20 protein-coding genes and 2 pseudogenes are annotated in these 23,885 nt (G+C 70.9%); 5 read left to right on the top strand and 17 right to left on the bottom strand.

The genetic code is table 11. From position 1 onward, the window contains the following. The first annotated feature begins 246 nt into the window (after positions 1-246). Positions 247-1,389, top strand: a complete 1,143-nt coding sequence (locus ABZ463_RS40665) for a tyrosine-type recombinase/integrase (RefSeq protein WP_362785344.1) — start codon at positions 247-249, stop codon at positions 1,387-1,389. A 104-nt stretch (positions 1,390-1,493) separates the two neighbouring features. On the opposite strand, the gene ABZ463_RS40660 is transcribed toward ABZ463_RS40665, so the two are convergent. Beyond that, entirely contained in the window at positions 1,494-1,697 is a 204-nt protein-coding gene (locus ABZ463_RS40660; protein WP_362785341.1) for a hypothetical protein, read from the bottom strand. Between the two features lie 382 nt (positions 1,698-2,079). Beyond that, on the bottom strand, positions 2,080-2,928 hold the full coding sequence (locus tag ABZ463_RS40655; protein WP_352012385.1) for a helix-turn-helix transcriptional regulator: 849 nt from the start codon (positions 2,926-2,928) through the stop codon (positions 2,080-2,082). A gap of 144 nt (positions 2,929-3,072) precedes the next feature. Between ABZ463_RS40655 and ABZ463_RS40650 the strand changes: the two genes are divergently transcribed. Further along, positions 3,073-3,852 (top strand): NAD(P)H-dependent oxidoreductase, encoded by a 780-nt coding sequence (locus ABZ463_RS40650; RefSeq protein ID WP_352012427.1) that lies wholly within the window; start codon positions 3,073-3,075, stop codon positions 3,850-3,852. 90 nt (positions 3,853-3,942) lie between these two features. Here ABZ463_RS40650 and ABZ463_RS40645 read toward each other — a convergent pair whose 3' ends face one another. Both ABZ463_RS40645 and ABZ463_RS40640 read right to left on the bottom strand, forming a co-directional pair. After that, positions 3,943-4,149 (bottom strand): hypothetical protein, encoded by a 207-nt coding sequence (locus ABZ463_RS40645; protein WP_362785336.1) that lies wholly within the window; start codon positions 4,147-4,149, stop codon positions 3,943-3,945. A gap of 447 nt (positions 4,150-4,596) precedes the next feature. Further along, the gene (locus ABZ463_RS40640) at positions 4,597-4,983 is read right to left on the bottom strand and encodes a hypothetical protein (protein WP_362785334.1); all 387 of its coding nucleotides are present in this window, start codon (positions 4,981-4,983) and stop codon (positions 4,597-4,599) included. Positions 4,984-5,271: 288 nt separating this feature from the next. On the opposite strand from ABZ463_RS40640, the pseudogene ABZ463_RS40635 reads away from it, so the two are divergent. Continuing rightward, positions 5,272-5,520, top strand: a pseudogene (locus ABZ463_RS40635) (aldehyde dehydrogenase family protein); the annotation flags it as partial. A 4-nt stretch (positions 5,521-5,524) separates the two neighbouring features. On the opposite strand, the pseudogene ABZ463_RS40630 reads toward ABZ463_RS40635, so the two are convergent. Then, positions 5,525-5,888, bottom strand: a pseudogene (locus ABZ463_RS40630) (transposase); the annotation flags it as partial. A 197-nt stretch (positions 5,889-6,085) separates the two neighbouring features. Here ABZ463_RS40630 and ABZ463_RS40625 point away from each other — a divergent pair. Continuing rightward, a complete protein-coding gene (locus ABZ463_RS40625) occupies positions 6,086-6,619 on the top strand; it encodes a site-specific integrase (RefSeq protein ID WP_362785331.1) in 534 nt (177 codons plus the stop codon). On the opposite strand, the gene ABZ463_RS40620 is transcribed toward ABZ463_RS40625, so the two are convergent. The 12 genes from ABZ463_RS40620 to ABZ463_RS40565 form a co-directional block, all read right to left on the bottom strand. Next, entirely contained in the window at positions 6,591-8,705 is a 2,115-nt protein-coding gene (locus ABZ463_RS40620; RefSeq protein ID WP_362785329.1) for a BTAD domain-containing putative transcriptional regulator, read from the bottom strand. The two genes, ABZ463_RS40625 and ABZ463_RS40620, sit on opposite strands and share 29 nt — an antisense overlap. Before the next feature lie 68 nt (positions 8,706-8,773). Next, positions 8,774-10,927 carry a peptidase domain-containing ABC transporter gene (locus tag ABZ463_RS40615; RefSeq protein ID WP_362785326.1) on the bottom strand — a complete coding sequence of 718 codons (2,154 nt, stop codon included), beginning with the start codon at positions 10,925-10,927 and terminating at the stop codon, positions 8,774-8,776. Beyond that, positions 10,924-11,946: a TIGR04500 family putative peptide maturation system protein gene (locus ABZ463_RS40610; protein ID WP_362785323.1), complete on the bottom strand. Its 1,023-nt coding sequence runs from the start codon at positions 11,944-11,946 to the stop codon at positions 10,924-10,926. The genes ABZ463_RS40615 and ABZ463_RS40610 overlap by 4 nt, the downstream gene beginning before the upstream one ends. After that, positions 11,936-12,937: an MvdC/MvdD family ATP grasp protein gene (locus ABZ463_RS40605; protein ID WP_362785320.1), complete on the bottom strand. Its 1,002-nt coding sequence runs from the start codon at positions 12,935-12,937 to the stop codon at positions 11,936-11,938. Before ABZ463_RS40605 ends, ABZ463_RS40610 begins: the two co-directional genes overlap by 11 nt. A 149-nt stretch (positions 12,938-13,086) precedes the next feature. Continuing rightward, positions 13,087-13,281, bottom strand: a complete 195-nt coding sequence (locus tag ABZ463_RS40600; protein ID WP_352012393.1) for a hypothetical protein — start codon at positions 13,279-13,281, stop codon at positions 13,087-13,089. A gap of 87 nt (positions 13,282-13,368) precedes the next feature. Next, complete coding sequence (locus ABZ463_RS40595; protein WP_362785316.1) at positions 13,369-16,629, bottom strand: BTAD domain-containing putative transcriptional regulator; 3,261 nt, start codon at positions 16,627-16,629, stop codon at positions 13,369-13,371. Positions 16,630-16,695: 66 nt separating this feature from the next. Then, a complete protein-coding gene (locus ABZ463_RS40590) occupies positions 16,696-16,893 on the bottom strand; it encodes a hypothetical protein (protein WP_362785314.1) in 198 nt (65 codons plus the stop codon). Between the two features lie 114 nt (positions 16,894-17,007). Next, the gene (locus tag ABZ463_RS40585; protein ID WP_362785311.1) at positions 17,008-17,262 is read right to left on the bottom strand and encodes a transposase family protein; all 255 of its coding nucleotides are present in this window, start codon (positions 17,260-17,262) and stop codon (positions 17,008-17,010) included. A 970-nt stretch (positions 17,263-18,232) separates the two neighbouring features. Further along, complete coding sequence (locus ABZ463_RS40580) at positions 18,233-18,718, bottom strand: nitroreductase family deazaflavin-dependent oxidoreductase (protein WP_362785308.1); 486 nt, start codon at positions 18,716-18,718, stop codon at positions 18,233-18,235. Positions 18,719-18,721: 3 nt separating this feature from the next. Further along, positions 18,722-19,906: an FAD-dependent monooxygenase gene (locus ABZ463_RS40575; RefSeq protein ID WP_362785305.1), complete on the bottom strand. Its 1,185-nt coding sequence runs from the start codon at positions 19,904-19,906 to the stop codon at positions 18,722-18,724. Next, positions 19,903-20,496, bottom strand: a complete 594-nt coding sequence (locus ABZ463_RS40570; RefSeq protein ID WP_362785303.1) for a TetR/AcrR family transcriptional regulator — start codon at positions 20,494-20,496, stop codon at positions 19,903-19,905. The genes ABZ463_RS40575 and ABZ463_RS40570 overlap by 4 nt, the downstream gene beginning before the upstream one ends. A 474-nt stretch (positions 20,497-20,970) precedes the next feature. Next, entirely contained in the window at positions 20,971-21,897 is a 927-nt protein-coding gene (locus ABZ463_RS40565; protein WP_352012405.1) for an AraC family transcriptional regulator, read from the bottom strand. 140 nt (positions 21,898-22,037) lie between these two features. On the opposite strand from ABZ463_RS40565, the gene ABZ463_RS40560 reads away from it, so the two are divergent. Then, positions 22,038-23,090 (top strand): saccharopine dehydrogenase NADP-binding domain-containing protein, encoded by a 1,053-nt coding sequence (locus ABZ463_RS40560; protein WP_362785299.1) that lies wholly within the window; start codon positions 22,038-22,040, stop codon positions 23,088-23,090. The last annotated feature ends 795 nt before the right edge of the window (positions 23,091-23,885 follow it).

Raw genomic sequence — 23,885 nt, 5'->3', positions numbered from 1 at the left:
GAGGTCCGTGACGACATCCACGAAGCCTTCCTCAGCCTCGGCTGCGCCCTGATCTGCTGGCGCCGCCTCAGCTCATTGCGTTAGCAGTTCTTAGGCCTACCTTCAAGGCAGATCCTTTAGAAGAACGACCAAGGATGAGCTTCTAGAAACGTTTCCAAGAAGTTCTCGATCGCGAGGCCCTGGGTTGCGATAACATGCCTTATCGCAACCCAGAAACATGATCGACCCGACCCCGCGGAGAACCCGGTGCCCAACCCCTCCGACGCCCTCTCCGCCCTCGAACCGGACCACGGTCCCGATGCCGGTCCCGAACCACTCGCCGGAACCGTGTTGCCCGCCCGGAGCCGTGAGACGCCCTTCGCGGCCGACGTCCCGGCGAGCCCTTCCGGGACCGACGTCGAGCGGGCGCTGTCTCCGGCGGCGCGGGTCCGGGTCGCCGACGGGTTCGCGGCCACCACCGGCCGCGCCTACGCCCGCGACTGGACCGCGTTCACCACCTGGTGCACGACGCACGGGCGCACCCCGCTGCCGGCCACCGCCGAGACGCTGGCGGAGTACGTCACCCACCTGGCCGCCACCCCCACCCGCACAGGGACGCCGCCCGCGCCGTCGACCGTGGAACGGGCGCTGGCGTGCATCCAGTCCCGGCACAAGCTCGCCGGGCTGGTCGCCGACGCCCGCCCGGCCCGGCTGGCCCTGCGCTCCTACCGCCGCCAGCGCGCCGACGCCGGGCAGCGCACCCGCAAGGCACCCCCGGCCGAACTCGACATCCTGCGCCGGATGCTGGACGCCACCGCCCCAGACACCCTGGCCGGGCTGCGCGACCGGGCCGCTCTGGTGCTCGGGTTCGCGCTGATGGGCCGCCGCTCGGAGCTGACCGCGCTGAACATCGCCGACATCACCCTCACCGGCGACGGGCTGGAGGTGTTCATCGGCCGGTCCAAGACCGACCAGGACGCCATCGGCGAGACCGTGCCGCTGCCCTACGGCTCACACACCGAGACCTGCCCGGTCCGGGTGGTGCAGGCCTGGATCGCCGCGCTGGCCGAGCGCGGCGTGCTCGCCGGGCCGCTGCTGCGCGGCGTCGACCGGCACGGCCACCTCACCGGCACCGTCGGCGCGGCGGGCAAGGCCGTGAAGCGGATGAGCGGGCACGGCCTGAATCTGTTGGTGCGCCGCGCCGCCGTCCGGGCCGGGCTGCCCAACGCCGAGACGTTCAGCGCGCACTCGCTGCGCGCCGGCGGCGCCACCGCCGCGGCCAAGGCCGGGGCGCCGGTCTCGGCGATCGCCCGGCACGGCCGGTGGTCGGAGAAGTCCCCGGTGGTGCACGGCTACATTCGCACCGCCGACAAATGGCGCGACAACCCCATGCGCGGCGTCGGCCTGTGACCCCGGAACCGGAGCCACCGCAGGTGTGCACGACACTGACCGTGACCGTAGGGGTATCGTGCTCCGTCCGCCGCCCGGGCGGATCGGGAGCGTGCCGGGCAGATTCAGGCGGGGCACGTCCATCGGTAGTCGATGCCGGGCAGGTAGCGTTTGCGCTCCTCAGGGGTGAAGGGCCGTAGGGCGATGGCGCAGATGGCCGTCGGCAGGTTGTCCGGCACGCTCACGTCCCACAACCGGACGATGGTGTCGAACGCGGTGCTGGCCAGTGTGCGGCCGTCCGGGCGACACCCTGTGCAGTCAGCTCTCATACGGAGGGCTTGACCTCGAAGAAGGCCGCTCGCTTGGGCTAGCGGTAGGGGTGTCAACGGCTAACCCGAGAACGGCAGCTGCGATAGCGACCCGTGATCATCGCGACCGCCAATTTCTGCACTCAGACTCCTCAAGGGCCGATCCCGCTCGACGACCCGCATGTCCTGGCCCTGGCCAGGGCTCGCCAGCGCCTGCCCACGACAGGGCGCTCGCCCGACCTGGGAGGAGCTGACTGACAAGGAGAGGAGGGCTCTCTTCCCGATGCCCGGACATCACTCCGCGCCCGAACTCCAGCTAGATCCCGGGCCCGCCTGCCTCCCACCCTCGGCCACCACGACGGCCTCGGCGCAGACGCCGACGAACGCAACGGATTCTTGCGGCTCATGACACATTCGTTACCGGCAGGCCTTTCACCGTGGGATGTCCATCCCCACTGAGCGCGCCCAGCAGGCGCAGCCCGTCCTCGGTGGGGCTCCCGGGTGCCGCGGACAGCACCAGCAGCTCCATGCCCGATTCATCCGGCAGCGCAAAGTTCTCCTGATGCAGTTCCAGCAGTCCGACCAGCGGGTGCCGGTACGCCTTGCGTCCATGTGTGCGGGAGCGCACGTCCGCGCGGGCCCAGAGGCGGCGGAAGCGCTTGCTCCCCATCGCCAGCTCGCCGATAAGTGAGGCCAGGCGTGGGTCGTCGGGGTACTTCCCGGCCGCCAGACGCAGGTGCCCGACCACGTCTAGGGTGCATTTCTCCCAGTCGGCGTACAGGCCGCGCTCGGTCTCCTCAAGGAAGATGTGCCGGGCGGTGTTCAAGCCCGGCATCTCCCGGCCGTAGAGGAGCCCGGCGAGGCGGTTCCCCGCGACCACGTCCAGCCGGTGGTCCATGAGCAGGGCGGGCGCGTCGGTGACCAGGTCGAGTACGCGCAGCAGCTCCGGCTGCAGGCGCCCGCTGGGCGACTTCGCGCGACGGCGGCGCTGCCGGGCCAGCCGGTACAGGTGCCCGCGTTCGGTCTCGTCGAGGCCGAGGGCGCGGGCGAGCGCGTCGAGGACCTGTTCGGAGGGCTGGGTGGCGCGGCCCTGCTCCAGGCGTACGTAGTAGTCGACGCTGACTCCGGACAGGTGCGCGACCTCTTCGCGGCGCAGCCCTTCGACGCGGCGGCGGCTGTCGGTGGGGATGCCGACGGCGGAAGGGGCGACCCGGGAACGCCGGGTGCGCAGAAAGCCCGCGAGATCGTCCATGCCCCCCAGTATGGCTCCGGTGACGCGCGTGAAGGTGGTCCTGCTGTTACCAGGAAGTCCCGTCCGATGGAAGAAGCGTCCCTGAACGACGAGGCCTCGGCGGCCGAGCATCTATGGCGACATACCTTGTTGAAGGGAACAGCCATGAAGACGCTCATTGTCCACGCCCACCCCGAGCCGCGTTCGCTGAACGGCTCTCTGAAGGACCTCGCCGTGTCCACTCTCGAAGCCGCCGGGCACGAGGTGCGGGTGAGCGACCTGTACGCGATGAACTGGAAGGCCGTGGTGGACGCGGCGGACTTCGGCGAGCACGCCACGAGCCCGCTGCGGGTGATACCGAGTTCGGCCGGGGCGTACGACGCCGGCGCGCTCACGCCCGACGTGGCGGCCGAGCAGGAGAAGTTGCTGTGGGCCGACACGGTGGTCTTCCAGTTCCCGATGTGGTGGTACACGATGCCGGCGATCCTCAAAGGCTGGGTGGACCGGGTGTTCTCCTTCCACTTCGCGTACGGCGTCGGAGCGCACGACGAGACCCGGTACGGCGAGCGTTTCGGTGAGGGGACGCTGCAGGGGCGGCGGGCGATCCTGTCGGTGACCGTCGGGGGCCCGGAGTCCCACTACACCGATCGCGGAATCAACGGCCCGATCGAGGATCTGCTGTTCCCGATCCACCACGGGATCCTGTACTACCCGGGCGTGGAAGTGCTGCCGCCGTTCGTGCTGTACGGCACCGACAAGATGACGCGCGGTGACTTCGAGGACGCCGCGAAGGCGTGGAAGGAGCGGCTGCTGTCGCTGGAGACAACCGAGCCGATCGCGTTCCGGCGCCAGAACTTCGGCGACTACGAGATCCCGTCACTGCGGTTGAAGGAGGGCCTGGAAGTGCCGGGCCGCAAGGGTTTCGGCCTGCACGTGCGGGATTAGCCGCCGGAGAGGAACAGGACGAGCGACCACCCGCATCAGAACGGCCGGTGACGATAACCCGAGCCCCGACGGCTCGCTAACGTCAGCCGATCAGTGTCCGTTGGAGCTGGAGGATCCGCAGGCCTCCACGAGCGTCAGGGCCGCGAGCCACTCCACCACCGGGCGCAGATCCCTGAGGTTCTCCAGCGCCTGGATCTTTTCGGCGTCGTGGTGGAGATGGCCGCCGTAGGCGACCGGCCCGAAGGTTTCACGGCAGCTGATGATCCGCTGGTTGAGCTGGAAACCGCCCTGCGTCATCCTCGTCCAGCCGTACCACAGGGCTCGGTCGGCCTGCCGAGTCGCCTCGTCCGGGGCGAGAGCGTCGACGATGCCCGAGATGATCTCGAAGTAGCAGTCTTCCGTGGGGCGACGAAGGCGCGGAAGACCGTGAGCGCGGACCTCGGGTCATCGCTTCTCGTAGGAGGCCAATGGCCGGTGGCGGCCCCGAGAACCAGGGAGGTGCTGACGGGTCTGTTCTCGCAGTGCCCGGCAGGTTTCCGGCGGTGCTGACCTGCTTGACGAAGGAGGTCGAGCTTGTCTTGGTCAGGGCCGATTCGCCACCTTCGTAATCGTCGTTCCCATTCTGGTTGAGCCGTCAGTTTCGGTGTGTCCGTTTCACCTATACCGACCTGGAACCCGTCTTCGAGAATGCCTGACCGAGCTGGTGGGCGCGCTGGCCCTGGAGTACTCCCGCCCCGGCACCGCTTAGCGGGCCGGCGACTGCTGGAGCATCTCGCCCAGCAACCGCCGCACCTCGTCCCCCTCGACGACCGCCGACGCCTCCGGCCGCCCGCGGAACCGGAGCCGCGTGAGCACCCACAGTTCCGCGCTCCCGAGCTCCCCCCGGGCCTCCTCCACCAGGTTCGGAGGCAGGTCGTCCGGTTCGGCGGCCTGGTAGGCGACGAACAGATCCGGCACGGTCAATCCTCCTCCGTCCGGGGCGAACCGCTCCGCGAGATCGTCGGCCAGCCTGGCCCGCTCGTGCCCGGACAACGCATGCGCCGACAGCGCGTACTCGAGAAATTCCCCGATGACTCCATCGGGGTCGTCGGTGACACGGATGACCGGCCCGTCACGCAGGATGGCACGCATGACCGGCCAGCCTATCGACCCGCTCTGCGCAGGCCCAGCGTGGCCATCATGGAAGCGGCGGCGAGCCCGATCATGTCAAGGCGTTCGTGACGACGGTCATCCGGGCGTAGAGGACCTTCTCCGAGAGGGCACCGCCGTGGGGCGCAGGCTTGCGGACGAAGCGGAACATCGGCGCGGCTCGTCCCGGCTGAGAGCCGAGGTCATAGGCTCTGAGGGAGTTGATGAAGGCGGATGGAATGGGTCACCGGGCTGGACGTCGACATCGACGCCCACCGGAAGAGCGCCCGCGCCGCCAAACTCCTCGCGCCCCGCCGCCGCCGTGGCGCGATCCCTGTGCTCACCCACACCACCGAACTGCGCCGCCCCAAGGGCGTCGTCACGATCATCTCGCCGTGGAACTACCCGCTGAGCATGGCCGCCGGTGACGCCATCCCAGCCCTCATGGCCAGCAACGCCGTCGCCCAGAAGCCCGACACCCAGACGGCGCTCACCGCGCTGTGGGCGCTCGATCTGATGACCGAAGCCGGTCTGCCCGCTGGCGTGTGACAGAGCTTTTGGAGATGGTTTTGATGCCGAGCTGTTCCACCAGCTTGTCGACTCTGCGGGTGGAGACCCCGAGCAGGTAGCTGGTGGCCACCACGCTGATCAGCGCCTGCTCGGCCCGCCGCCGACGCCCCAGCAGCCACTCGGGGAAGTAGGAGCCCGAGCGGAGTTTCGGAACGGCGAGTTCGACGGTGCCGGCGCGGGTGTCCCACTCGCGGGCGCGGTAGTCGTTGCGTCGGTTGGTGCGCTCGTCGCTGCGGGTGCCGTACTCGGCGCCGCACAGGGTGTCGGCCTCGGCCGGCATCAACGTCTCGGCCATGGTCTCCCGCCATGGATCGCAACAGATCCGGGCCCTGCTGGATCTGCTCCGCCAGTCACGTGGCGGGGCCCACACTGTTGTTCACAGCCATCGCTTTCTTCTCCTTCGATCTTGATGTCGCAATCACGAAGGATCACGAAATGGCCGTCCTCATTCACGGCGCCACGCCATCTAGCTGGGGAAACTCATACACCACGTCCGTGGACGCAACCGGCGTCATCGCAGGTCAACGCTTCTATGGTGGTTCCCTCGCCGATTCGGTTCCGTGGACTGTCCGGCGCCAGAGCGCTGTATGACGGCGCACGCGTCGAGGAATGCGCCCGTCTGGAGACGATCGACGTCACCCTGACCGCCCGCACCGGGCACATGCGCCTGCACGGCAAGGGCGACGAGGTCCGCACCGTCCCACTGCCGTCGGCCGCCCGCGAGCAACTGGCCACCTGGCTGACCGAGCGCGGCCTGCAGGCCGGTCCGCTGTGGCCGGGCCAGCGCGGACCGCTCAGCGTCTCCGGCATCACCCAGGTCGTCCTGGCCGTCGGCGACGACGCCGGACTCCCAGGCCTGCGCCCGCACCGGATCCGCCACACCTACGCCACCCGGCTGCGCGAGGGCGGCGCCGACCCTGCCCAGATCCAGGCCCTGCTCGGGCACTCCTCCATCGAGACCAGCGCCCGCTACTTCCGCGTCGGGGCGGCCGAGCAGGCCGCCGTCGTCGACCAGACTTCGAGCCGTAAGTGCCTGTTCCTCAATGCGGGAGTGGCCAGTTCTTGGTGAGGAACTCCTGGTGCTCGGCCATCCAACGGCGCGACTCATAGCCTCCGAAGGCGGCGTGGGCTGCGGCGGCCCGGCCCCACCAGACGGCGGCCTCCGCGTGATCGAGGCGCAGGCTCGCCTGCTCGGCTGCCGCCCGCGCCCAGCGCACGGCCTCGCGATGAGCGCGGCGTCCCGCCTTGACCGCGTGCCGGGCGATGACCGCCACGTCGGCGCCGGGGCAGGAGGACAGGGAGATCATTACAGCGTGGTGGATCTCGGCCGCACGCGAGGGCGGGATGTCACCGATGATCGTCTCCCTGGCCAGGCCGCAGGCGAAGGCCATGCGACCGGCCCGGAAGACGACCAGCCCGGCCCGGGCCGCCCGGTCCAGCGCGTCGCAGCCCGGTTCCCCCGCGATCTCGGCGACCAGCGCGGGGTCGAAGTCCCGTCCGATCAGGGCGGCGATACGCAGCACATCCCTGACCTGCGGACCCAGCGCGGCGAGCCACTGATGGACCAGCTTCGAGACCACGTCGGGCACCATGTCCGGCCGGCTCAGGACCTCGCGCAGGAAGAGAGGGTTCCCCCCGGTGCGCTCGATCAGCAGGCGCGCGGCCCGCTCGTCCACCGGCGTCCCCAGATCGGCCGCGAGCGCCCGCACCGCCTCGGTTCCCAGACCGCCGAGACGGATGCGGACCAGGTCGTACGCGGCCAGGCCGCCCAGGAGGTCGTGCACGGCGTCGCGGTGCGGAGAGCAGCCGCGCAACGCGGTGACGACGGTGATGGGCGGGGGGCTGCCGGGCACGGCACGGGCGTGTACGAAGACCTCTCTGAGCGTCCTCATCGATTCCGGGTCGGCGCGGTGCAGGTCGTCCAGCACGATCACGAGGGGTCGCTCACGCGCGGCGGTGACCAGCCACCGGGCGACCTCCCGGGCTCGGCGCGGCGGCAACGGGTGCACGGCACCCGGATACGCCTGATCGTCCAAGGGGCCCTCCAACGTGGAGGGGCCGGGCGTCGGGCAGAGCCGCCGCAGTTCCTCCAGCACCTGAGTCCAGGGCTGCGACGGCCACGTCGTGCCGCCGCCGTCGAAGGCACCCCACAGCACCAGACGGCCGTGCCGGGCGCAGCGGTCGCGGAAGGCCGTCAGCAGGGACGTCTTCCCGATGCCCGGCTCCCCGCTGACCACTCCGGCGGCCGGGCCGTCACTCGCCGTCAGCCTCATCAGCTCCGCCAGCTGCGTCTCTCGTCCGTGCAGCGCCTGCCGCCGCCGCGGGGAGCCCGTGGCGGAAGGGTCCAGGGCCAGGGGGACCGCGGCGGCGGGGACGTGCCCGAGCGAGTCGGCCTGCCGGAAGATGTCGGCCTCCAGCGCGCGCAACTCCGCACCGTGACGCGTCCCGTGCCGGCCGTCCACGAACCTTCGGGCACGGCGCAGCACGGCCAGCGCCTCGGCCTGCCGGCCGGTGCGATACAGGGCGAGCGTCAGCAGGCACCACAGCCGTTCCCGAAGCGGGTGCGCCTCCGTCTCCCCCTCCAGATCGAGGATGACCGCCTGCGGCCGGCCCACCTCCAGCAACGCCTGGGCACGCCGCTCCACCGCCACCGCACGCCTGTCCCACAGCCGCTGTACCTCGGCGGCAGCCCACGGCTCGTCGCAGAACTCGCCGTATGGGAAACCCCGCCAGAGTCCCACCGCCTCGTCGAGCAGGGGCAGCGCCTCATGGGGCGGGCGGCTGTCCGCGCGGTCCAGCAGCTCGCCGAAGCGCACGGCGTCCACGTCCGTCGCGGCCAGCGCGTATCCCATGGGTCGCCTCACCAGCAGCCGCGGCGGCGTTCGCGGAGCACGACCCGGCTCGACGGCGCGGCGCACGTTCGACACATACGCCTGTAGGGTCACCCGCGCACGCGGCGGAGGCGCGCCGCCGAACACGTCGTCGATCAGTTCCCCTACCGGCACGGGCGCGCCGTACGCCGCGAGCAGCCTGGCCAGCAACGTCCGCTGGCGACGCCCGCCGAGGCCGATCGGCGTGCCGTCGCTGTCGCGGACCTCCACCGGTCCGAGAACGCGGAACCGCACCGCCCCCGCGGCGGCCAGGCCGTTGGACATGTACGTCCTCCAGGTGAGATCCGGCTATCGATCTCACCCAACAAGGACGGACTTGCTGACCACTGGAATCACACTTGGCGGCTGCTGGGAGCGGCTCCGGCGAAGCCGGGCGCCTGGTGCTGGTAGCGGACCAGGTCGGCGTAGTGACCGCCGTACGCCATCAACTCGTCGTGGGTGCCGGCCTCGACCAGCCGGCCCCGATCGAGTACGACGATCAGGTCGGCGTCCCGGATGGTCGACAGCCGGTGGGCGATGATGATCTGCGTCTGCCCGAGCCGCAGCAGGTTGCGGCGGATGCGTTCCTCCGTGACCGCGTCCAGGCTGGCGGTCGGCTCGTCGAGCAGCAGGATCCGGGGGCGGCGGGCGAGCGCGCGGGCCAGAGCGACCCGCTGCCGCTGCCCGCCGGACAGGCGTCCCCCGCCCTCCCCGATGTTGGTGTCGTACCCCTGGGGAAGCCGCACGATCTCGTCGTGGATCTCAGCCAGCCGGGCGGCGTACTCGACCATCTGCCGGCTCACGGGGGCGAAGCCGGCGATGTTGTCCCTGATCGTGCCCGCGAACAGGTGCGGCTGCTGGGTGACCACCCCCACCTGCCCGCGCAGCCACCGCAGGTCGAGCTCCTCCAGCGGGATCCCGTCGAAACGCACCTGCCCCGCGGCCGGCTCCACCAGCCCGACCAGCACCCGGCCGAGGGTGGTCTTGCCGGACCCGGAGGCGCCGACGATCGCCACCCGCGCGCCGGGCGGGACGCGCAGGGAGACGTCCCGCAGCACCGGTGTGCGAGCGTCGTATCCGGTGCTGATGCTGGTCAGGGTGATGCCGCCGCGCAGCCCTCCGTCCAGCCGGACGCCTCCGGCGCGTTCCTGCTCCGCGCTGATCAGGTCGGCGATCCGGCCGATGTGCGCGGCGGCGAGTTGCAGCTGGTAGACGATGCCGAGCAGCGACGCGAGCGGCGCCGTCGCGGCGGCCGCCAGCGACACCAGGGCGAGCTGGTCACCCAGTGTCCGCCCGCCGGCGGTGGCGAACACGGCGACGAGCAGTCCCAGGTCGAGCGCCATGCCGAGGGCGTTGCTGGCTGCCTGCACTCCGGCCACGTGCCGGTTGCGCGCCGCCCCGGTGGTCAGTTCTTCGTCGTGGTGCCCGCGCCAGCGGGCGACGGCGGCCGCCTCGCCGCCGGTGGCTTTGATCGCCTCGATTCCGCCGAGGCTGTCCACCAGGGCGGACTGGGTGGCCGCGTTGCTGTGCACCGCGGCGAGGGCCAGGTGGCGTCCGCTACGGGCCGTGGCCAGCACGACGACGCCTTGGGCGGCGGCGACCGCGAGCGTCAGCGACGCGAGCCCGGGGGAGGCCACGAAGAGCAGCGTCAGGTACGTCACCGCGGTGAACAGGTCGAACAGGAAGGTCAGCGACTGCTCGGTGAGAAGGTCGCGGAGCATCGCGACCCCGCTGAGCCTGCTCAGCAGATCGCCCCTCGACCGCTGCTGGAAGAAGCGGTACGGCAGGGCCAGCGTATGGCCGACGAGCGTGCGCATGACCTCGGCCGCAACCGAGGTCTGCAGCCTGATCAGCGTCCAGGCGCGGGTCCACGCGATCAGCGCGTGCACGACGACGACGCAGCAGGCGGCCGCCGCGAGCGCCGTCACGTCGATCTGCACCGGCCGGTCCACCACGATCTTGGTGAACAGCGGTACGGCCAGGCCGAGGACCTGCGTGGCGAGCGAGGCCAGCAGCACGGCGGCCACCAGCCTGCGGTTCGCCAGCGCGGGGGCGACCAGCGGACGCAGCACTCGCCACGGCCGGGATCTGACGGCGGGCGTGAGCCCGGCGGGGGCGTCGGCGAGCAGCACCGTGCCGGAGTAGCCGGCCCTGAACTGGCGCTGCGACAGCCGCCTGCGCCCTCGGGCCGGGTCGAGGACGGCGACGCCGCGCGATGTCACCCGCTCGACCACCACGAAGTGGTTGTTCTCCCACAGGGCGATGAACGGCGCGGCCAGCTCCGCGATGGTGTCCAGCGGGGCGCGGCAGGCGCGCAGCCGCAGCCCGAAGCGGGCCCCGGCGCGGATCATCTCGCGCAGGCTCACCCCGTCGACGCCCTCGGCGAGGTGCTCGCGCACCTCCGCGAGGCCGGTGCGGCGCCCCAGCGCGCCGAGCACCATGGCCAGGCAGGCGGCGCCGCACTCGCTGCGGGTGAGTTGCATCCGCAGCGGCACCCGCCGTCTCATAGCCAGAACCATTTGATCTCGGATGCGCACCGCCGTTCGTCGAGCCATGCCTGGAACGCCGTGTCCCGGGCCGCGTCGAGCACCTCGGGCGACTCGGGGTCCGGCGGGACGACCTCGTACACCACCCCGGCCAGATGGCCGCCGTCGTACGGGACCGGCCCGGCCGCCGTTCCCGCCGGGATGTCGCGCAGGGGTTCGGGCAGACGAGGGGTGAGCGTCGCGGCGGCCTCCAGCCGTAGCCCGGCGGCTTCGCCAGGTGCCAGCAGAGTGGCCGTGACCCGGTTCGCGAACTCGGTCACCGGCCCGTTGAGCAGGGCCCGCAGCGGCTCGGGGCGCGGCCCGGTCACCCACGCCGCCCGCCGTACGGTGAACCGCTCCGGATGCCCGGCGAGGTAGCGCCGGGCCGGGTCACCGGCGAAGCGCTCGCGGACCCGGGCGATGCGCGCCTGCGTCTTGATGTGCTCCCGGAAGGCGTCCTCGGACAGGCCGCTGTCGGCGAGCCACTCCAGCGTCCGGGCGCGGGTGGTGAGCCCGCGCCGCCGGCGGAACTCGTCGGCGGCCTGCTGGGTTTCCGCGACGGTCAACGTGTCGTCCTCCACCTCGCCGAGGAGGATGCAGTGGTCCACGAGCCGTTCGTGCAGTTGCCGATCGCGTGCGCCGAGCGCCCGGATGGTGGAAAGCGCCGTGAAGATCGACAGCCCGTGCCCGTCGACGTTGACGACCTGCCCCGCCGCCCAGTGGGTGGAGTGGTCGACCAGCCACGGAACACCGTCGTCCACCTCGGCCGACAGCGCGACCGTGCCGCCCTCGGGGTGCTCGAGGAGCAGGTCGTACCCGACCCTGGTCGTTCCCGGCGGCTCGTCGACCACGAGGTCGGCGCGCAGCCACGGCCGCTCTGCGGCCCAGTCCCGCACACGCCGGTGCGCGTCGCGCACTGCGTCCCGGGCGGGCGGCAGGCGGCGCAGGAGCGCGACCGCGTCGGCGAGGTCCGTGGCGAAGGTGTTCTGGTCAATGGGCATCGGCGGGCTCCTTGACAGGGGGACGGACGGTCGCGTCAGCGAGCCAGCCGGCGATCGCGTCGCTGATGGGCAGGCCGCTGAGCAGCTCGACGAAGGCCCACTGCCCGTTGACGTTGAGCTCCAGGAAGACGTACCGGCTGTCCGGCGTCACGATGAAGTCCAGGGCGCCGAAGGTCAGGCCGAGTTCCGCCACGAGCCGGACGCACCGGTCGGCGACGTCCCGCGGCAGATCGTAGGCGGAGTAGCCCACGTTGGGATCGTCGTAGTGCCGCCAGTCGACGGCGGTCAGCCGTGACGCCTGGGAATCGATGCGGGCCGCGAACACCCGCTCGCCCACGACGGTCACTCGCAGCTCGTACGCCTTCGGCACCTGGGGCTGTAGCATCGCGGGGCCGTACCGGAGCCGGTGCCGGCCCGACAGCCGGCGCCGCGGCACGACCGCCGTGTAGAGGTGGCCCTCCTCACCGCCCAGTTTGAACGGGCTGTAGTCGAGCATCTTGGTGACGAGACGGCCCCCGGCCCGGTTCCACGCCGGGGCGAGTTCGTCAGGGTCGTTCGTCACGACGGTGTCGACCACGGCGAATCCGAGTTCGGTGGCGCGATGCAGGTGCAGCAGCTTGTTGTCGATCGCCCGGGCCCGCTGCGGCTGCGCCGGCATCCACCTCGCCCCCACCATGAGGTCGTACGCGCCGGCGAGCGCGTGCTTGGCCCCGTGCTCGGCGAACTCTCGCTGTGACGGCTCCCGCACGTCCGGAGCGGACGGCTTGTCGGGGCGGCGATACCAGACCGCGGTCACCGCCGACAGGTCGTGCGTCTCTCCTCGATAGGTCAGCCGCTGGCGCCAGCGACCGCTGATGAAGCTGGTGGTGAGGGTGGAGGACCCGGGATAGTCGGCCTCGTCCCACCACAGCAGCGGCACGCCGCGCTCCTTCAGCTTAGGCAGCACGGCGTGCACCGAGTCGTCGCGGGCGCTACTGATGATCAATAACACGGTCGGGATTCCTTCGCCGTCATACGTGGGGGGGAGCCGCCGTCCACGGACGTCGGCTCCCCGGTGTGAGGCGTGAGACCGGCCGCACCTGGTCAGGCGGTCAGCGCCAGGAGCAGGCCGCGGTCGTCACGGTCGGCTCATGCCGCCGGTCAGTTGTACTTGATGGTGTCGGTGGGCCGGCCGTAATTCGCGGTGGAGACGTAGGCCGTCCCGGGGCTCATGCTCGCCGAGATCACGGTGCCGTCGTCGAGCACGATGTCGATACCGGCGACGGCGTCCAGGTCCGCGCCCGCGAGCTCGGAGACGCCCGCAGGCAAGTCTTCAATCTTGAGAATGTCGCGCATGACAATCCCCCATCTGGTTGTGCCGGGCCGCGCTCTGCGGCCCTGCACCCATCCTGGGGGCCGGCGTTTGGGGTTCTCTTGGCCACTCTAGGCCTGGCTTGGTCCCTCTTGGTCCCTCTTCACGACCGCCCGGTCCCGCCACCAGGTCAGCCCGTTCTCGTCCGACAGCCGGGCCACCAGTGCGAGGTGCCGCCGTGCGGCGTCCGCGTCGCCCATGGCGCCGGCGAGCAGGGCCAGATACCAGTCGACCGGGCCCGTGCACATCACTCCCGACCAGGCGGAGACTCGCCCGCTGTAGGGCAGCAGCGCCGAGTAGGTCAGCCGGCAGGCGGAGACGTGACCGAGGGCCGCCTGCGCCGCCGCCTGGAGGCAGCTCGCGTTCAGCCACGACCAGTCCTCGGGCGGCGTGCGCCAGCCGTCCCGGGCGAGGTCACCCGCCTCCGCGGCCCGGCCCTGCGCGCACAGCTGAAGGATCCGGGCGGCCCTGCCCATGGAGGGGTGGAAGACGGCCGTGCGGTCGATGTACGGCCCCGCGTCCGCGATGGCATCCCGGTGATAGTGCAGCATGACGCGCCCCATGGCGACGAGGCCGTCGGCGTGCCACATGCCGATCCGGTCCGCCTGGCGTCCGGCCTCGCGATACGTGGCGTCCGCGTCGCCGAACCGGCCGTCCAGCGTGAGCCGTACGGCTCGCCACATGGTGTGCTGGAAACGGGGCCACGGCAGGGGCAGCCGCTCCAGGATGGCGTCGCACCGGGCGGCGGCGGCGTCCGCGCCGCCGACGTCGAAGGTCTCCAGCCTGACGTTCGTGTACAGCAGTTGTGCGAGCAGCTCGAACCCGGGCGACTCCGCGCGCAGCGCCAGCGCGTGCAGCTCATCGGTGATGTCCCGCAGCTCGGAGACATGCAGCGGCTGGGGCAGGGCCAGGTGGCGCGCGTTGAGCATCCCCATCAGCAGGAGCGGGTCGCCCAGGCGGCGCGCCATCCGTACGGCCTCGGCGGACAGAGAGTCGCAGAGCGGGTTTCCGGTCCCGTCGTACAGTTCCTGGGCGAGGCCGCCGAGCAGCCGGGCGCGTTCGGGGCTGTCCGTGGGCGGCAGCATCCGCAGGCAGGTTTCGAACCGGTGGACGAGGCGCAGCTCCACCGCCTCGTAGGGGTCGCGAAGCGTCCATTTCGCGGGCGCGTCGAGCGCGGTCAGCGCCCGGGCGGTCAGCTCCGGCCCCGCCCCGGCCCGGTCGGCGGCGCGCACGGCCTCGGCTCTCGCCCTCCGGGCCCCGACCAGGTCTCCGGCGTCCAGAAGAGCCCGGACCTGACGGAGCAGCAGCTCGACGTGGTCGAGCGGATTTCCGGAGCAGGCGCCGTGCGCGTCGATCGCGCGGCCCAACCACTGGGCCGCCTCCTCGAAGGCCATGCGCAGGCCCGCCTGCTCGGCCGCGGCCCGGGCCCAGCGGACCGCGTCGCGGTAGGCCGCCGGCCCGGCCTCGACCGCGTGATGCGCGATCGCGGCCACGTCGCTGCCGGGGCGGGCGGCCAGCGCGGCCATCACGTCGCGGTGGAGCGCCGCCTTCCGCAGCGGCGGGATGTCCGTGAGGAGGGTCTCCTGAACCAGGTCGTGGACGAAGGCCATCCGTTTGCCCCGCTCGACGACCAGACCGGCCTGTGCCGCGCGATCCAGCAGGTCGTACACCTCCGGGCGGCCCACCTCCGCGACCACCGCGGGGTCGAAGGCCCGCCCGATCACTGCGGCGATCTTCAATGCCTCGCCGGTCTCCGGCGGCAGTACGGCGATCCGCCGACGGACCACGTCCGCCACCCCGTCGGGGAGCGTGTCCAGCTCCCGGCCCTGGGCGAGCAGCCGCACGCTCTCGCGGACGAAGAACGGGTTGCCTCCGGTGCGCTCGGTCAGCCGGCCGACCGCCGGCTCGTCGAGGTCCGTGCCCATCTCCGCCGCGATCGCCCGTACGGCGTCGGCCTCCAGGCCGGTGAGCCGGATCCGCAGCAGCTCGTATCGGGTGACGCGCCCGAGCAGTTCGTCCACCGTGAGGCCGTTCGTGCTTGTGGAGGGCGCGCCGGCGAACGCCGCGTCGCGGAAGGCCGTCACCAGGGTGACGGGCGCCGGTTCGGCCGCGCCCTCGGTGCACATGACCACGTCCCTGAGCAGTTCGAGCGACGCGGGGTCGGCCCAGTGCAGGTCGTCCAGGACGATCAGCGTCGGCCGGGCGCGGGCGGCCGACGCGAGCCATTCGGCGATGGCCTTGTTGCGCCGCAGCCGGGCGGCGTCGGTGGAACCGGTGGGCACCTCCTCGTCCAGGAGCCCGGCCAGCGCCGGCAGGTCGGGCGGGGGGCAGACGAGGGCCAGCGCGTTCAGCACCTGGAGCCACGGCCACAGCGGCGGCGCCCCTTGGGCCTCGTGGCAGCCCCCGCTGAGGATGAGGTATCCGAGATCGTCACAGTGCCGGCGCAGTGCGTCGAGCAGGAAGGTCTTCCCGATCCCCGGTTCACCGGTAACCGCGGCGATGGCCACCCCTCGGTGGTCCGCCCGGCCCAGCAGCGTCTTCAGCTCCGCCAGCTCCCGCTGCCTGCCGGTGGGGGCGGGGGCCGCCGGCCGGGACGGACCGGCCTGCCGGAGGATGTCGTGCTCCAGCGCCCGCAACCCGGGTCCCGGGTCCAGGCCGAGCTGCTCCAGTGCCTCCTTCGCCTGGGCCGCCGCGGACAGGGCGTCGGCGTGACGGCCGACGCGCGAGAGCGCGGCCGCGAGCAGACACCACAGGCTCTCCCTCAGCGGATGCCGCGCGGTCTCCGTCGTGAGCGCGTCGATCGCCGTGTGCGGACGGCCGAGATCCAGCAGCGCCCGGGCGCGCCGTTCGACCGCGATGAGGCGCAGTTCTCCCAGCCGGTTCGCCTCGCCGACCGCCCAGGGCTCGTCGGCCGTCTCCGCGTACGGCGAGCCACGCCACAGCGCGAGCGCCTTGTCGAGGCGGACCAGCACTTCCCCGGGCGGGCCCGACTCCGAAGCCCGCACCAGTTCGGCGAAGCGGATCGCGTCGACGTCCCTCGTGTCGAGGAGGTAACCGGGCGGCCTGGACAGGAGAAGCCGGGCGGGAGTGCGCGGCCCTCGCTCCGGCTCGATGACACGGCGGAGGTTGGAGATGTAGGCGTGCAGCGTGGCACGCGCCCCCGGGGGAGGCGTGTCGCCGTACAGGTCGTCGATCAGCGTCTCGGTGGGGACGACGGTCCCTCGCGCGGCCAGGAGCCGGGCCAGGACCGCGCGGGGGCGCTGCCCGCCCACGTCGACGGCGTGTCCGTCGTCGCCGCGCACCTCGATGGGGCCGAGAACCCGGAACTCCACCTCTGCTCCCACCTCTGGCCGTAGACCGTGCCGAACGACAGCCAACGAGTGTAGGGCGAACGCCGGTCAGGCCCTCGACAACCTGATCACGTTCCAGGAGACGGGCGGCAGCACGATCCGGAGCGGGTCGCTCCGGTGATCGGTGTCGGGGCGGGGCGTCACCCGTTCGGGGTCGTCGGCGCTGTCAGGGACCCCGAAGAACGCGATGGCGGTGTCAAGGTCGTCGACAACGATGAGGACGTTGTCCATCCGCTGGATTGTCATGCTGGGTCTCCTTGATCACGCGGCCGGTTCGTGGCCGCTGGTGTTCCTGGGACTAAAGCTTGTTGCAGAAGGTGGTGTTCAGGCAGGTCGGGGCCGGGGTGGTGACTGTCGTGGTCATGGTGTGAGGGCGAGGTTGTGCATGTGGGCGACGGCTTGGACGGCGTGGTGGAGACCGGTTCCTCTTTGTCGGCGGTCGCGCAGGATCTTGTAGTTCTTCATGCGGCCGAAGACATGCTCAACGTGGGCGCGGATATGCCGATGCTCGGCGTTGTCTTCCTTCTGGGCCCGGAGCAAGGGTCTGCCCGCCCGTTTGCGGTGGGGGACGATCAGGCCGGTGTTCAGGTAGGCGCCGTCGGTTAGGACGTTCATGCCCTGGCACCGGGCCGGTAGGTCTCACGGTCACGCAGACAACCCACCAGAGGGCCGACCGGGGCGTGCGCGGTGGCGGGGGTGTGACGGCCTGCCGGCGGGAAGGACGACGGCGCGGGAGGAACGGCATGCCTGCCATTCCCGCCATCCGGTACCGCCGTTACGAATGCCGAGGCCACCAGTCAGGAGACACCGGCTTTCGCGAACTTTGCGAGCCGCGCGGGAGGTGACCTCGGGGCGGGCTGCCCCTGCCCGGCCTGGAGGACAGCCGTCGTTTGCCCGCTCGCTCCGCCGTACGGGTCGGACGCCGATTCCTCGGGGACTTGCGCGGGCGGCGCCGACAAAAGGATGCACCGCGGCCCCAGGGAGGGCACCGCGACCGGACACAGGAATGGCCATCGCCCGCAGGAGGAAGGCCAGACCGGGGACGGCGATGGCGTTGCGGCGCGGGCTGTCTCGATCAGCGCCGTGACCACGGTGAACACCCAGCCCGTCCCCGCCGGCGAGAGGTCGAAGAGGTCGGGGCCCCGGAGACGGGCGGTCCCCGTACGGCCAGACCGAGCAAGGCGACGGCGAGGTTCGCCGCACCGGCCACGAGTACGGCGGCTGCCGGAGGCGCGTGACGGTCGACCGTTCCGGCACCGATCGGCTCGCCGGTCTCCTTCTCGGTGCGGGTGTGCCGGGTGGCGAACAGACTGGCGAGGACGGCGGCGGCGCCCGTCACCCGTCAGGCGGTCAGGCCTCCGGCGGAGGGCGGATCGAAGATCGGTCCGGCGAGCGCACGCAGAGCCGGGTCGGCGCCGATGGTGAGCTCCGGCGCGAGCCTCTCTTCCAGGTTCGGGTACAGCTCGACGCTCAGACGTTGGCGGTAACAGTGGCGAAACGCATCGGCCAGAGGAATTTCGCGGGAGTTCGCCCGTTTTCGGGAGAGGTCGGTGAAGCGTTTGATCCGGCGGCGGTCGCCGGTTGGTCAGCCGCTGTGGGGCCGGCGCGGAGTGAAGCAGACGAAGGGGATGTGTCTGCCCACCTCGCGGTAGTCCTCCTGGCTGCCGTCAACGGCGAAGCCCATGATCTTGCAGAGCCGACGGGCCGCGGCGGGGTGGCGGGGCGCGTACCGGGCCATGATCTCGGCCCCCGCCTCGGTCTCGACGGGGGTGGCCGTCACCTGGAGGACGCGGCCGCCGACCTGGATCGTCACTTCGGGAGCGGCCATGACGTTGCGGTACCAGTCGGCTTTGACTCCGAACCCGGAGGCGGCGAAGTAGCCGTGCTCGTCGTGATGGACGACCTCGATGACGGCTTGGCGGCGACGTCCTGAGACCCGTCCGGTGTGGGTGAGCAGCATGACGCGGTGGCCCATCAGCGCCCCCAGACCCGCCCGGTACAGCAGGATGGGCAGCCGCCACAGCCTGCGGCGTATCCCGGTCGGCGGGGCGGGCCTGTTGACGATCTCCATGATTCAGCCTCTCTCGAATTCGACGGTGGCCGGGGGCAGGAAACTGTCCGCGCCGAACTGCCGGCGCAGGACGGGTGCGAACAGGTGACGTGTGATGAGCCGGTTGGCCAGGCTCTGGGCCGTCAGCCCGGCTCGGGTGACGGGCAGCAGCATCCGGGCGAACAGCAGCGCGTTGCGCTGGCGACGCCGTACCTGGGGACGCATCCGCGCCTGGTAGCGGGCGAAGGCTCTTTCGTGGCCGGGCTCGGACGCCAGCGCCTCGGCCAGCACGTACGCCCCGGCCATCGCCATGGACACGCCCTGGGCCGAGACCATGGTCATGCAGCCGCACGCGTCGCCGACCAGGGCGACCCGGCCACGATGCCAGGCGGGCATCACGACCTGGGCCATCGTGTCCATGAAGATGGACTCCCCTGCGGGGGCGTCGTCCAGCAACGACGGCGTGAGCCAGCCCGCGCCGTCGAACCGCGCCCGCAGCAGGTCCAGGCGCCGCTCACGCGGAACGCTCTCGCCGTACGACGAGCGGAACAACAGCAGGGTGACCAGGCGACCGGGCTCATCATCGGGATAGACGACGACCTGACGTCCCGGCTCGGTGTAGTGGGCGCGCACCCGGCCCCAGCCGTAGCGGTCGGTCACCGGGTAGGAGGCCAGGCGGCAGCCGAGGTGACGGACGAACCGCTCCTCATGGCCGAAGACGAGTTCCCGGGTCCGCGAGTGAACGCCGTCGGCCCCCACCAGCAGATCGAACCGTTCCCTGCCACCGCCCGTGAAGCCGACCTCGACGGCCGTGCCGGTGTCGCGGACCTCGGCGAGGCTCTCCCCGAAGCGGATCTCCACCTCGGCGGCGACGGCGTCGAGCAGGGCGCCCTCCAGCGTGGAGTGCATCAGCGGCAGGTGTGGCCCCCGGATGATCCGCTCCAGCAGCTCCGGCGTCAGGCTGGCCTGGGAACGCCCTGAGGCGTCGACGAACTCGACCGCGTCGACCGGCAACCGGTGCGGGGTCAGCCGGTCGAGGACGCCCATGCGGGTGGCCACGTCGTATCCGGTGCCGAAGAAGTCGATCCCGTACCCGCCCAGGCGACCGTGTGGCGCGTGTTCCACCACGACGGGTTCGATGCCGCGGTGCCGCAACCAGTACGCCAGCGTGAGCCCGGCGATCCCGCCCCCGCTGATGAGGACCCTCATCCGTCCTCCCCGGGCAGCAGTTGCTCGGCCACGGCCAGCGCCTCGCCGATGGGAAGCTCGCTGTCGATCATGTAGTGCAGCATCAGCCCGTCGATCGCGGCGACGACCAGGGTGGTGATCCCGATCGACCGGCCGGGCGGCCAGTCGGGATGCGACCGGCTCAGGCGCTCGGCGATCCGCCCCCGGGCCTGGCGTAGCTCGTCGCGCAGCACCGCGCCCAGTGTGGGGTCGCGGGTCGCTCCGACGATCAGTTCCGCGGCCAGCCGGGTGGGCCCGTCGCCCGCCGTACGGGGCAGCAGGGTCGCGATCGTGGTGAGGGCGGCCCGCTCGTCGTCGGCGCCGAGCAACTCCTCGACGAGCGGGTTGATGATGAGGTCGGTGGCCCGCCGGAAGATCGCCGCGTGCAGGCCGGGCAGGCCGCCGAAGTGGTAGTGGATCAGGCCGGGGTTGGTTCCGGCGCGCTCGGCCACCGCGCGCGTGGTGACGCCGGGCCACCCCTGCTCGTCCAGGAGCGCGATGCCGGTCTCCACCAGCTGCTCGCGACGCCGGTCGCCTCGCGCCGAGTTTGGTCGATCGGCCAAATTGGTCATGTGGCCAACTTAGCACGCGTCCCGCGGAAACGGTCAGGTCGCGTCGTCGGCGAAGTGTGACAGGGCCGTCTCAGCCAGGGCGGGGCGATCGAACGACTTCCCAATCACGCTCGGCGACGCCGCAGGCGCGGCAGCCGTGCGGTGGCCCCAGCGACGACGGGGTGTGGCTGTCGCGGCGCCCGCGTTCCCACCCACCGGCCAAATCGGGGTGTTACCGATTCCTGGCGGCTGGGTGGAAAAACGCCTTCGGAGGAGGACGGTCGGCGAAACCGAGGGTTCCCGGTTTCCATATTTCGGCTGCATGACGTGCCGCCCACGGGTCGTTCCGCCGGACCCGAGCACCGGGAAGCCCACCCGTTCTCCTGTCTGGATTCGCCACGAACAGGCTTCCAGGACTCGCGCGGCCTCTTGGACGCCGTTAACCGACTGTCATAGGCCACCGGACCTCGAAGATCCCGACGCGGGTGTCGCGCTTCAGCCGACGCGGCGCCGGTAACCGCCGGGCGGTGACCCGTACTGGCGTTTGAAGGCATGGGTGAAGGTGTACTGCGAGCTGTAGCCGACCTGTTGGGCGATCGTGTTGACGGGGGCGTCGGAGGTGCGCAGGAGCCGGGCGGCGGTGGTCATCCGCCACCATGTCAGGTAGGTGAGCGGTGGCTGGCCGACCAAGTGGGTGAATCGCCGGGCGAAGGCGGCACGGGACAGGCGTGCCTGCGCGCCCAACTCCTCGACGGTCCATTGTCGGCTGGGGTCTCCATGGATGGCGCGGAGGGCAGCGGCGACTGCGGGGTCGTGCAGGGCCGCGGCCCAGCCGGTGGCGGAGTGGCTGGAGAGGCGCCGTTGTTCGAACCACGCGCGCAGGATGTAGAGCAGGAGAAGATCCAGCAGGGTGAGCAGGATCGTGTCGGAGCCTGGGCGGGCGTCGTTGTCCAGTTCCACGCCGAGGAGTTCGATCGCGGCGCGGAGTTCCCTGTGGCGCCCTACCCGTGTCGGCAGGTGGATGACCTCGGGCAGGTCGTTCAGGAGTGGATGTGACCCGGAGCCGTCCAGGAGGTAGGCGCCGCAGAGCATGACCACCGTGGGCGGCCGCTCGGCTGACGTCTCGTCGGCGCGGTCATCACGGACTCCGGTGAACGTTGCGGGCGGATCGCTCGCCGGGGTGGACGGGTCGTCGGCCAGCCCGTGTGCGGATCCGCGCGGCAGGAACGCCACGTCACCCGGTCCGAGCGCGATCGGCTCACCCTGCGAAGGGAGAAGCCAGCACGTTCCCTGGAGAACGATGTGGAACCCGGCGGACGGCACCGGCGCAAACCACTCGGCGAAGGGAGCGGACTTGACCACCCGACTCGAATGGGGTCGACCGGTCCGCGCCGCACTCACCACGTCAGACAGGACATCCACGCAGCCAGTGTAACCAATGACGACCTCGGCGAAGACGATGACGCAAACTCCGAAGCTTATTACGTATTCAATCGTCTCGTACTAGCGCCTTACTGTGCTGATGGCCGAACAACTGCGCAGCTCCATCGTGAGGAGACGACATGAAGATCGCCGTTTATGGCGCGAATGGATACCAGGGAAAGCTCGTGCTCACCGAACTGGCACGCCGCGACATCGAGATGGTCCCGGCCGGACGTGATCTCGCGCGTCTGGGGGAGGCCGCTTCGACGGTCGGTCTCCCCGACGCGGAACAACGCGTGGCCGACACCGGTGACCATGAGGCGCTGGTGCGCGCGTTCCGTGGCTGCGACGGCGTCATCAACTGCGCCGGACCCTTCACCTCCTCAGGTGAAGCCGTGGTCCGCGCCGCGATCACCACCGGCTGCCACTACGTCGACACCTCAGGCGAGCAGCTCTACATCAAGAAGATCTTCGACACCTTCACCGCGGAGGCGGAGAACGCCGGGGTCACCGTCGTGCCCGCCGCCAACGACGGCTGCGTCCCGGTAGACCTCATGGCCCACATCCTGGCCGACCATCTTGAGTCGGTCGAAGAGATCATCACCACCCACGTGATCGTCGGGGGCGGCGGCATGTCGCGCGGCTCGCTGCGCTCACTGGTCGAAACGATCGACGCCATCAAAACGGGAGGCATGACCTACGACGACGGCGACTGGCGCCTCGGCATACCCGCCCGCCACACCACGATCAGGCTGCCTGGACAGTCGGACGCAACCCCGGTGACGGCCTTCCCGGTGCCGGAGGTGGTGACCATTCCCCGTCACGTCCGCCTCCGGCATGTCCAGGGCCTGACGGAGGCGGCGTTGGGCGACCAGCTGAACACCCCGCTCACACCGGAGCTCATCGAAAGCCTGCCGGAAGGACCCGATGAGGACCGCCGCCGCACCCAGCGCTTCACCTACGTGCTCGACGCCACCGGTACCGACGGCCGCCGTGCCCGCGGCATCGTCCAGGGCCCCGACACCTACGGCACGACCGCGGTGATCGCCGTCGAAAGCGCCCGCCGTCTCATCGCCGACCCCGCCAAGCCGGGAGTACTCGCACCCGCCCAGGCCTACCACCCGAACTCGTTCCTCGACTTCCTCATCCCACATGGGGTCCACCGGATCACCGAGGACGCGCCGGCAGTCTGACAATGAGCCTTCTCCGGTACCGATCAGCCACGGTCTGCGCTCGTCTGAACGGCTCGCCGGATTGAGCGCAGGTCCCAGAACGTCGGATCGAACCCCTGGGCGTGACTTCTCGTTCCGAGCTCCCCAGTGCCCGGCAGCCTGGTCATCGGTCAGGAACCCCACTGCCACGACATCCTCCGAAGGCCGGCAAACGCGACCCGTGAAGAATTCAGCGGACGATCGCCCCTGGTCAAACCCCCAGGAAGACTCGGAACGCTTGGCGCACGCTCCGGCACGGAGGTTCCTCGACCCCTAACCGACCGCCCCGGGGACGGTGGCGAAGAGGTGGTCAAGGCAGGCGTCGAACCGCGCCCGGCCGAATTCCTCAAGGGTTCCCGAGGCATCGTCGGGTCGTAGCTGAGTGAACTGGCTGGCCAGCCACGTGAAGGCCGGTAGCCACGTCAGGCAAGTAGGGTGGCGGATCTGCTCGGCGGCCGTCTGTTGGGCAGTGGGTTCGTCCCGGTCTGCCGCTGTCACGGTTCCGTCATCGGCGCCCCTCGGATCAGAGGCGGGATCGCGGGCGTTGGGATCCCGCTGGGGACAGATCCAGAAGGGCCCGAATCGGCAAACTGGGGTGCCGTTAAGGAACGTGCGATGAGCCGCCAAACCGCGTTTGACCTGCGCCGACGAACTCGGGGTGCTGTTAACGAGTGTGTCACCACCTTATAGCTCCTAACAGAATGATCTCCGTTGTGGTTTGATCTCTCGCTGTAATGACAGTGGGAGGGGTGAGCGGGTTGGCGCGGCTGAAGCCGT

Origin of the sequence: Streptosporangium sp. NPDC020145 (assembly GCF_040631275.1) — a bacterium.
Classification (GTDB): Bacteria; Actinomycetota; Actinomycetes; order Streptosporangiales; family Streptosporangiaceae; genus Streptosporangium.
The sequence above is the reverse complement of the archived record's forward strand: the minus strand, read 5'-3'. Positions and strand labels throughout refer to the sequence as shown.

Excerpts from the sequence above, each read along its gene's own strand:
- ABZ463_RS40645 (WP_362785336.1), bottom strand. The coding sequence starts at position 4,149 with ATGACGCAGGGCGGTTTCCAGCTCAACCAGCGGATCATCAGCTGCCGT.
- ABZ463_RS40610 (WP_362785323.1), bottom strand. The coding sequence starts at position 11,946 with ATGCCCATTGACCAGAACACCTTCGCCACGGACCTCGCCGACGCGGTC.
- ABZ463_RS40660 (WP_362785341.1), bottom strand. The coding sequence starts at position 1,697 with ATGAGAGCTGACTGCACAGGGTGTCGCCCGGACGGCCGCACACTGGCC.
- ABZ463_RS40600 (WP_352012393.1), bottom strand. The coding sequence starts at position 13,281 with ATGCGCGACATTCTCAAGATTGAAGACTTGCCTGCGGGCGTCTCCGAG.
- ABZ463_RS40615 (WP_362785326.1), bottom strand. The coding sequence starts at position 10,927 with ATGAGACGGCGGGTGCCGCTGCGGATGCAACTCACCCGCAGCGAGTGC.
- ABZ463_RS40560 (WP_362785299.1), top strand. The coding sequence starts at position 22,038 with ATGAAGATCGCCGTTTATGGCGCGAATGGATACCAGGGAAAGCTCGTG.
- ABZ463_RS40620 (WP_362785329.1), bottom strand. The coding sequence starts at position 8,705 with ATGTCCAACGGCCTGGCCGCCGCGGGGGCGGTGCGGTTCCGCGTTCTC.
- ABZ463_RS40640 (WP_362785334.1), bottom strand. The coding sequence starts at position 4,983 with ATGCGTGCCATCCTGCGTGACGGGCCGGTCATCCGTGTCACCGACGAC.
- ABZ463_RS40590 (WP_362785314.1), bottom strand. The coding sequence starts at position 16,893 with ATGACAATCCAGCGGATGGACAACGTCCTCATCGTTGTCGACGACCTT.
- ABZ463_RS40650 (WP_352012427.1), top strand. The coding sequence starts at position 3,073 with ATGAAGACGCTCATTGTCCACGCCCACCCCGAGCCGCGTTCGCTGAAC.
- ABZ463_RS40575 (WP_362785305.1), bottom strand. The coding sequence starts at position 19,906 with ATGAGGGTCCTCATCAGCGGGGGCGGGATCGCCGGGCTCACGCTGGCG.
- ABZ463_RS40585 (WP_362785311.1), bottom strand. The coding sequence starts at position 17,262 with ATGAACGTCCTAACCGACGGCGCCTACCTGAACACCGGCCTGATCGTC.
- ABZ463_RS40655 (WP_352012385.1), bottom strand. The coding sequence starts at position 2,928 with ATGGACGATCTCGCGGGCTTTCTGCGCACCCGGCGTTCCCGGGTCGCC.
- ABZ463_RS40570 (WP_362785303.1), bottom strand. The coding sequence starts at position 20,496 with ATGACCAATTTGGCCGATCGACCAAACTCGGCGCGAGGCGACCGGCGT.
- ABZ463_RS40580 (WP_362785308.1), bottom strand. The coding sequence starts at position 18,718 with ATGGAGATCGTCAACAGGCCCGCCCCGCCGACCGGGATACGCCGCAGG.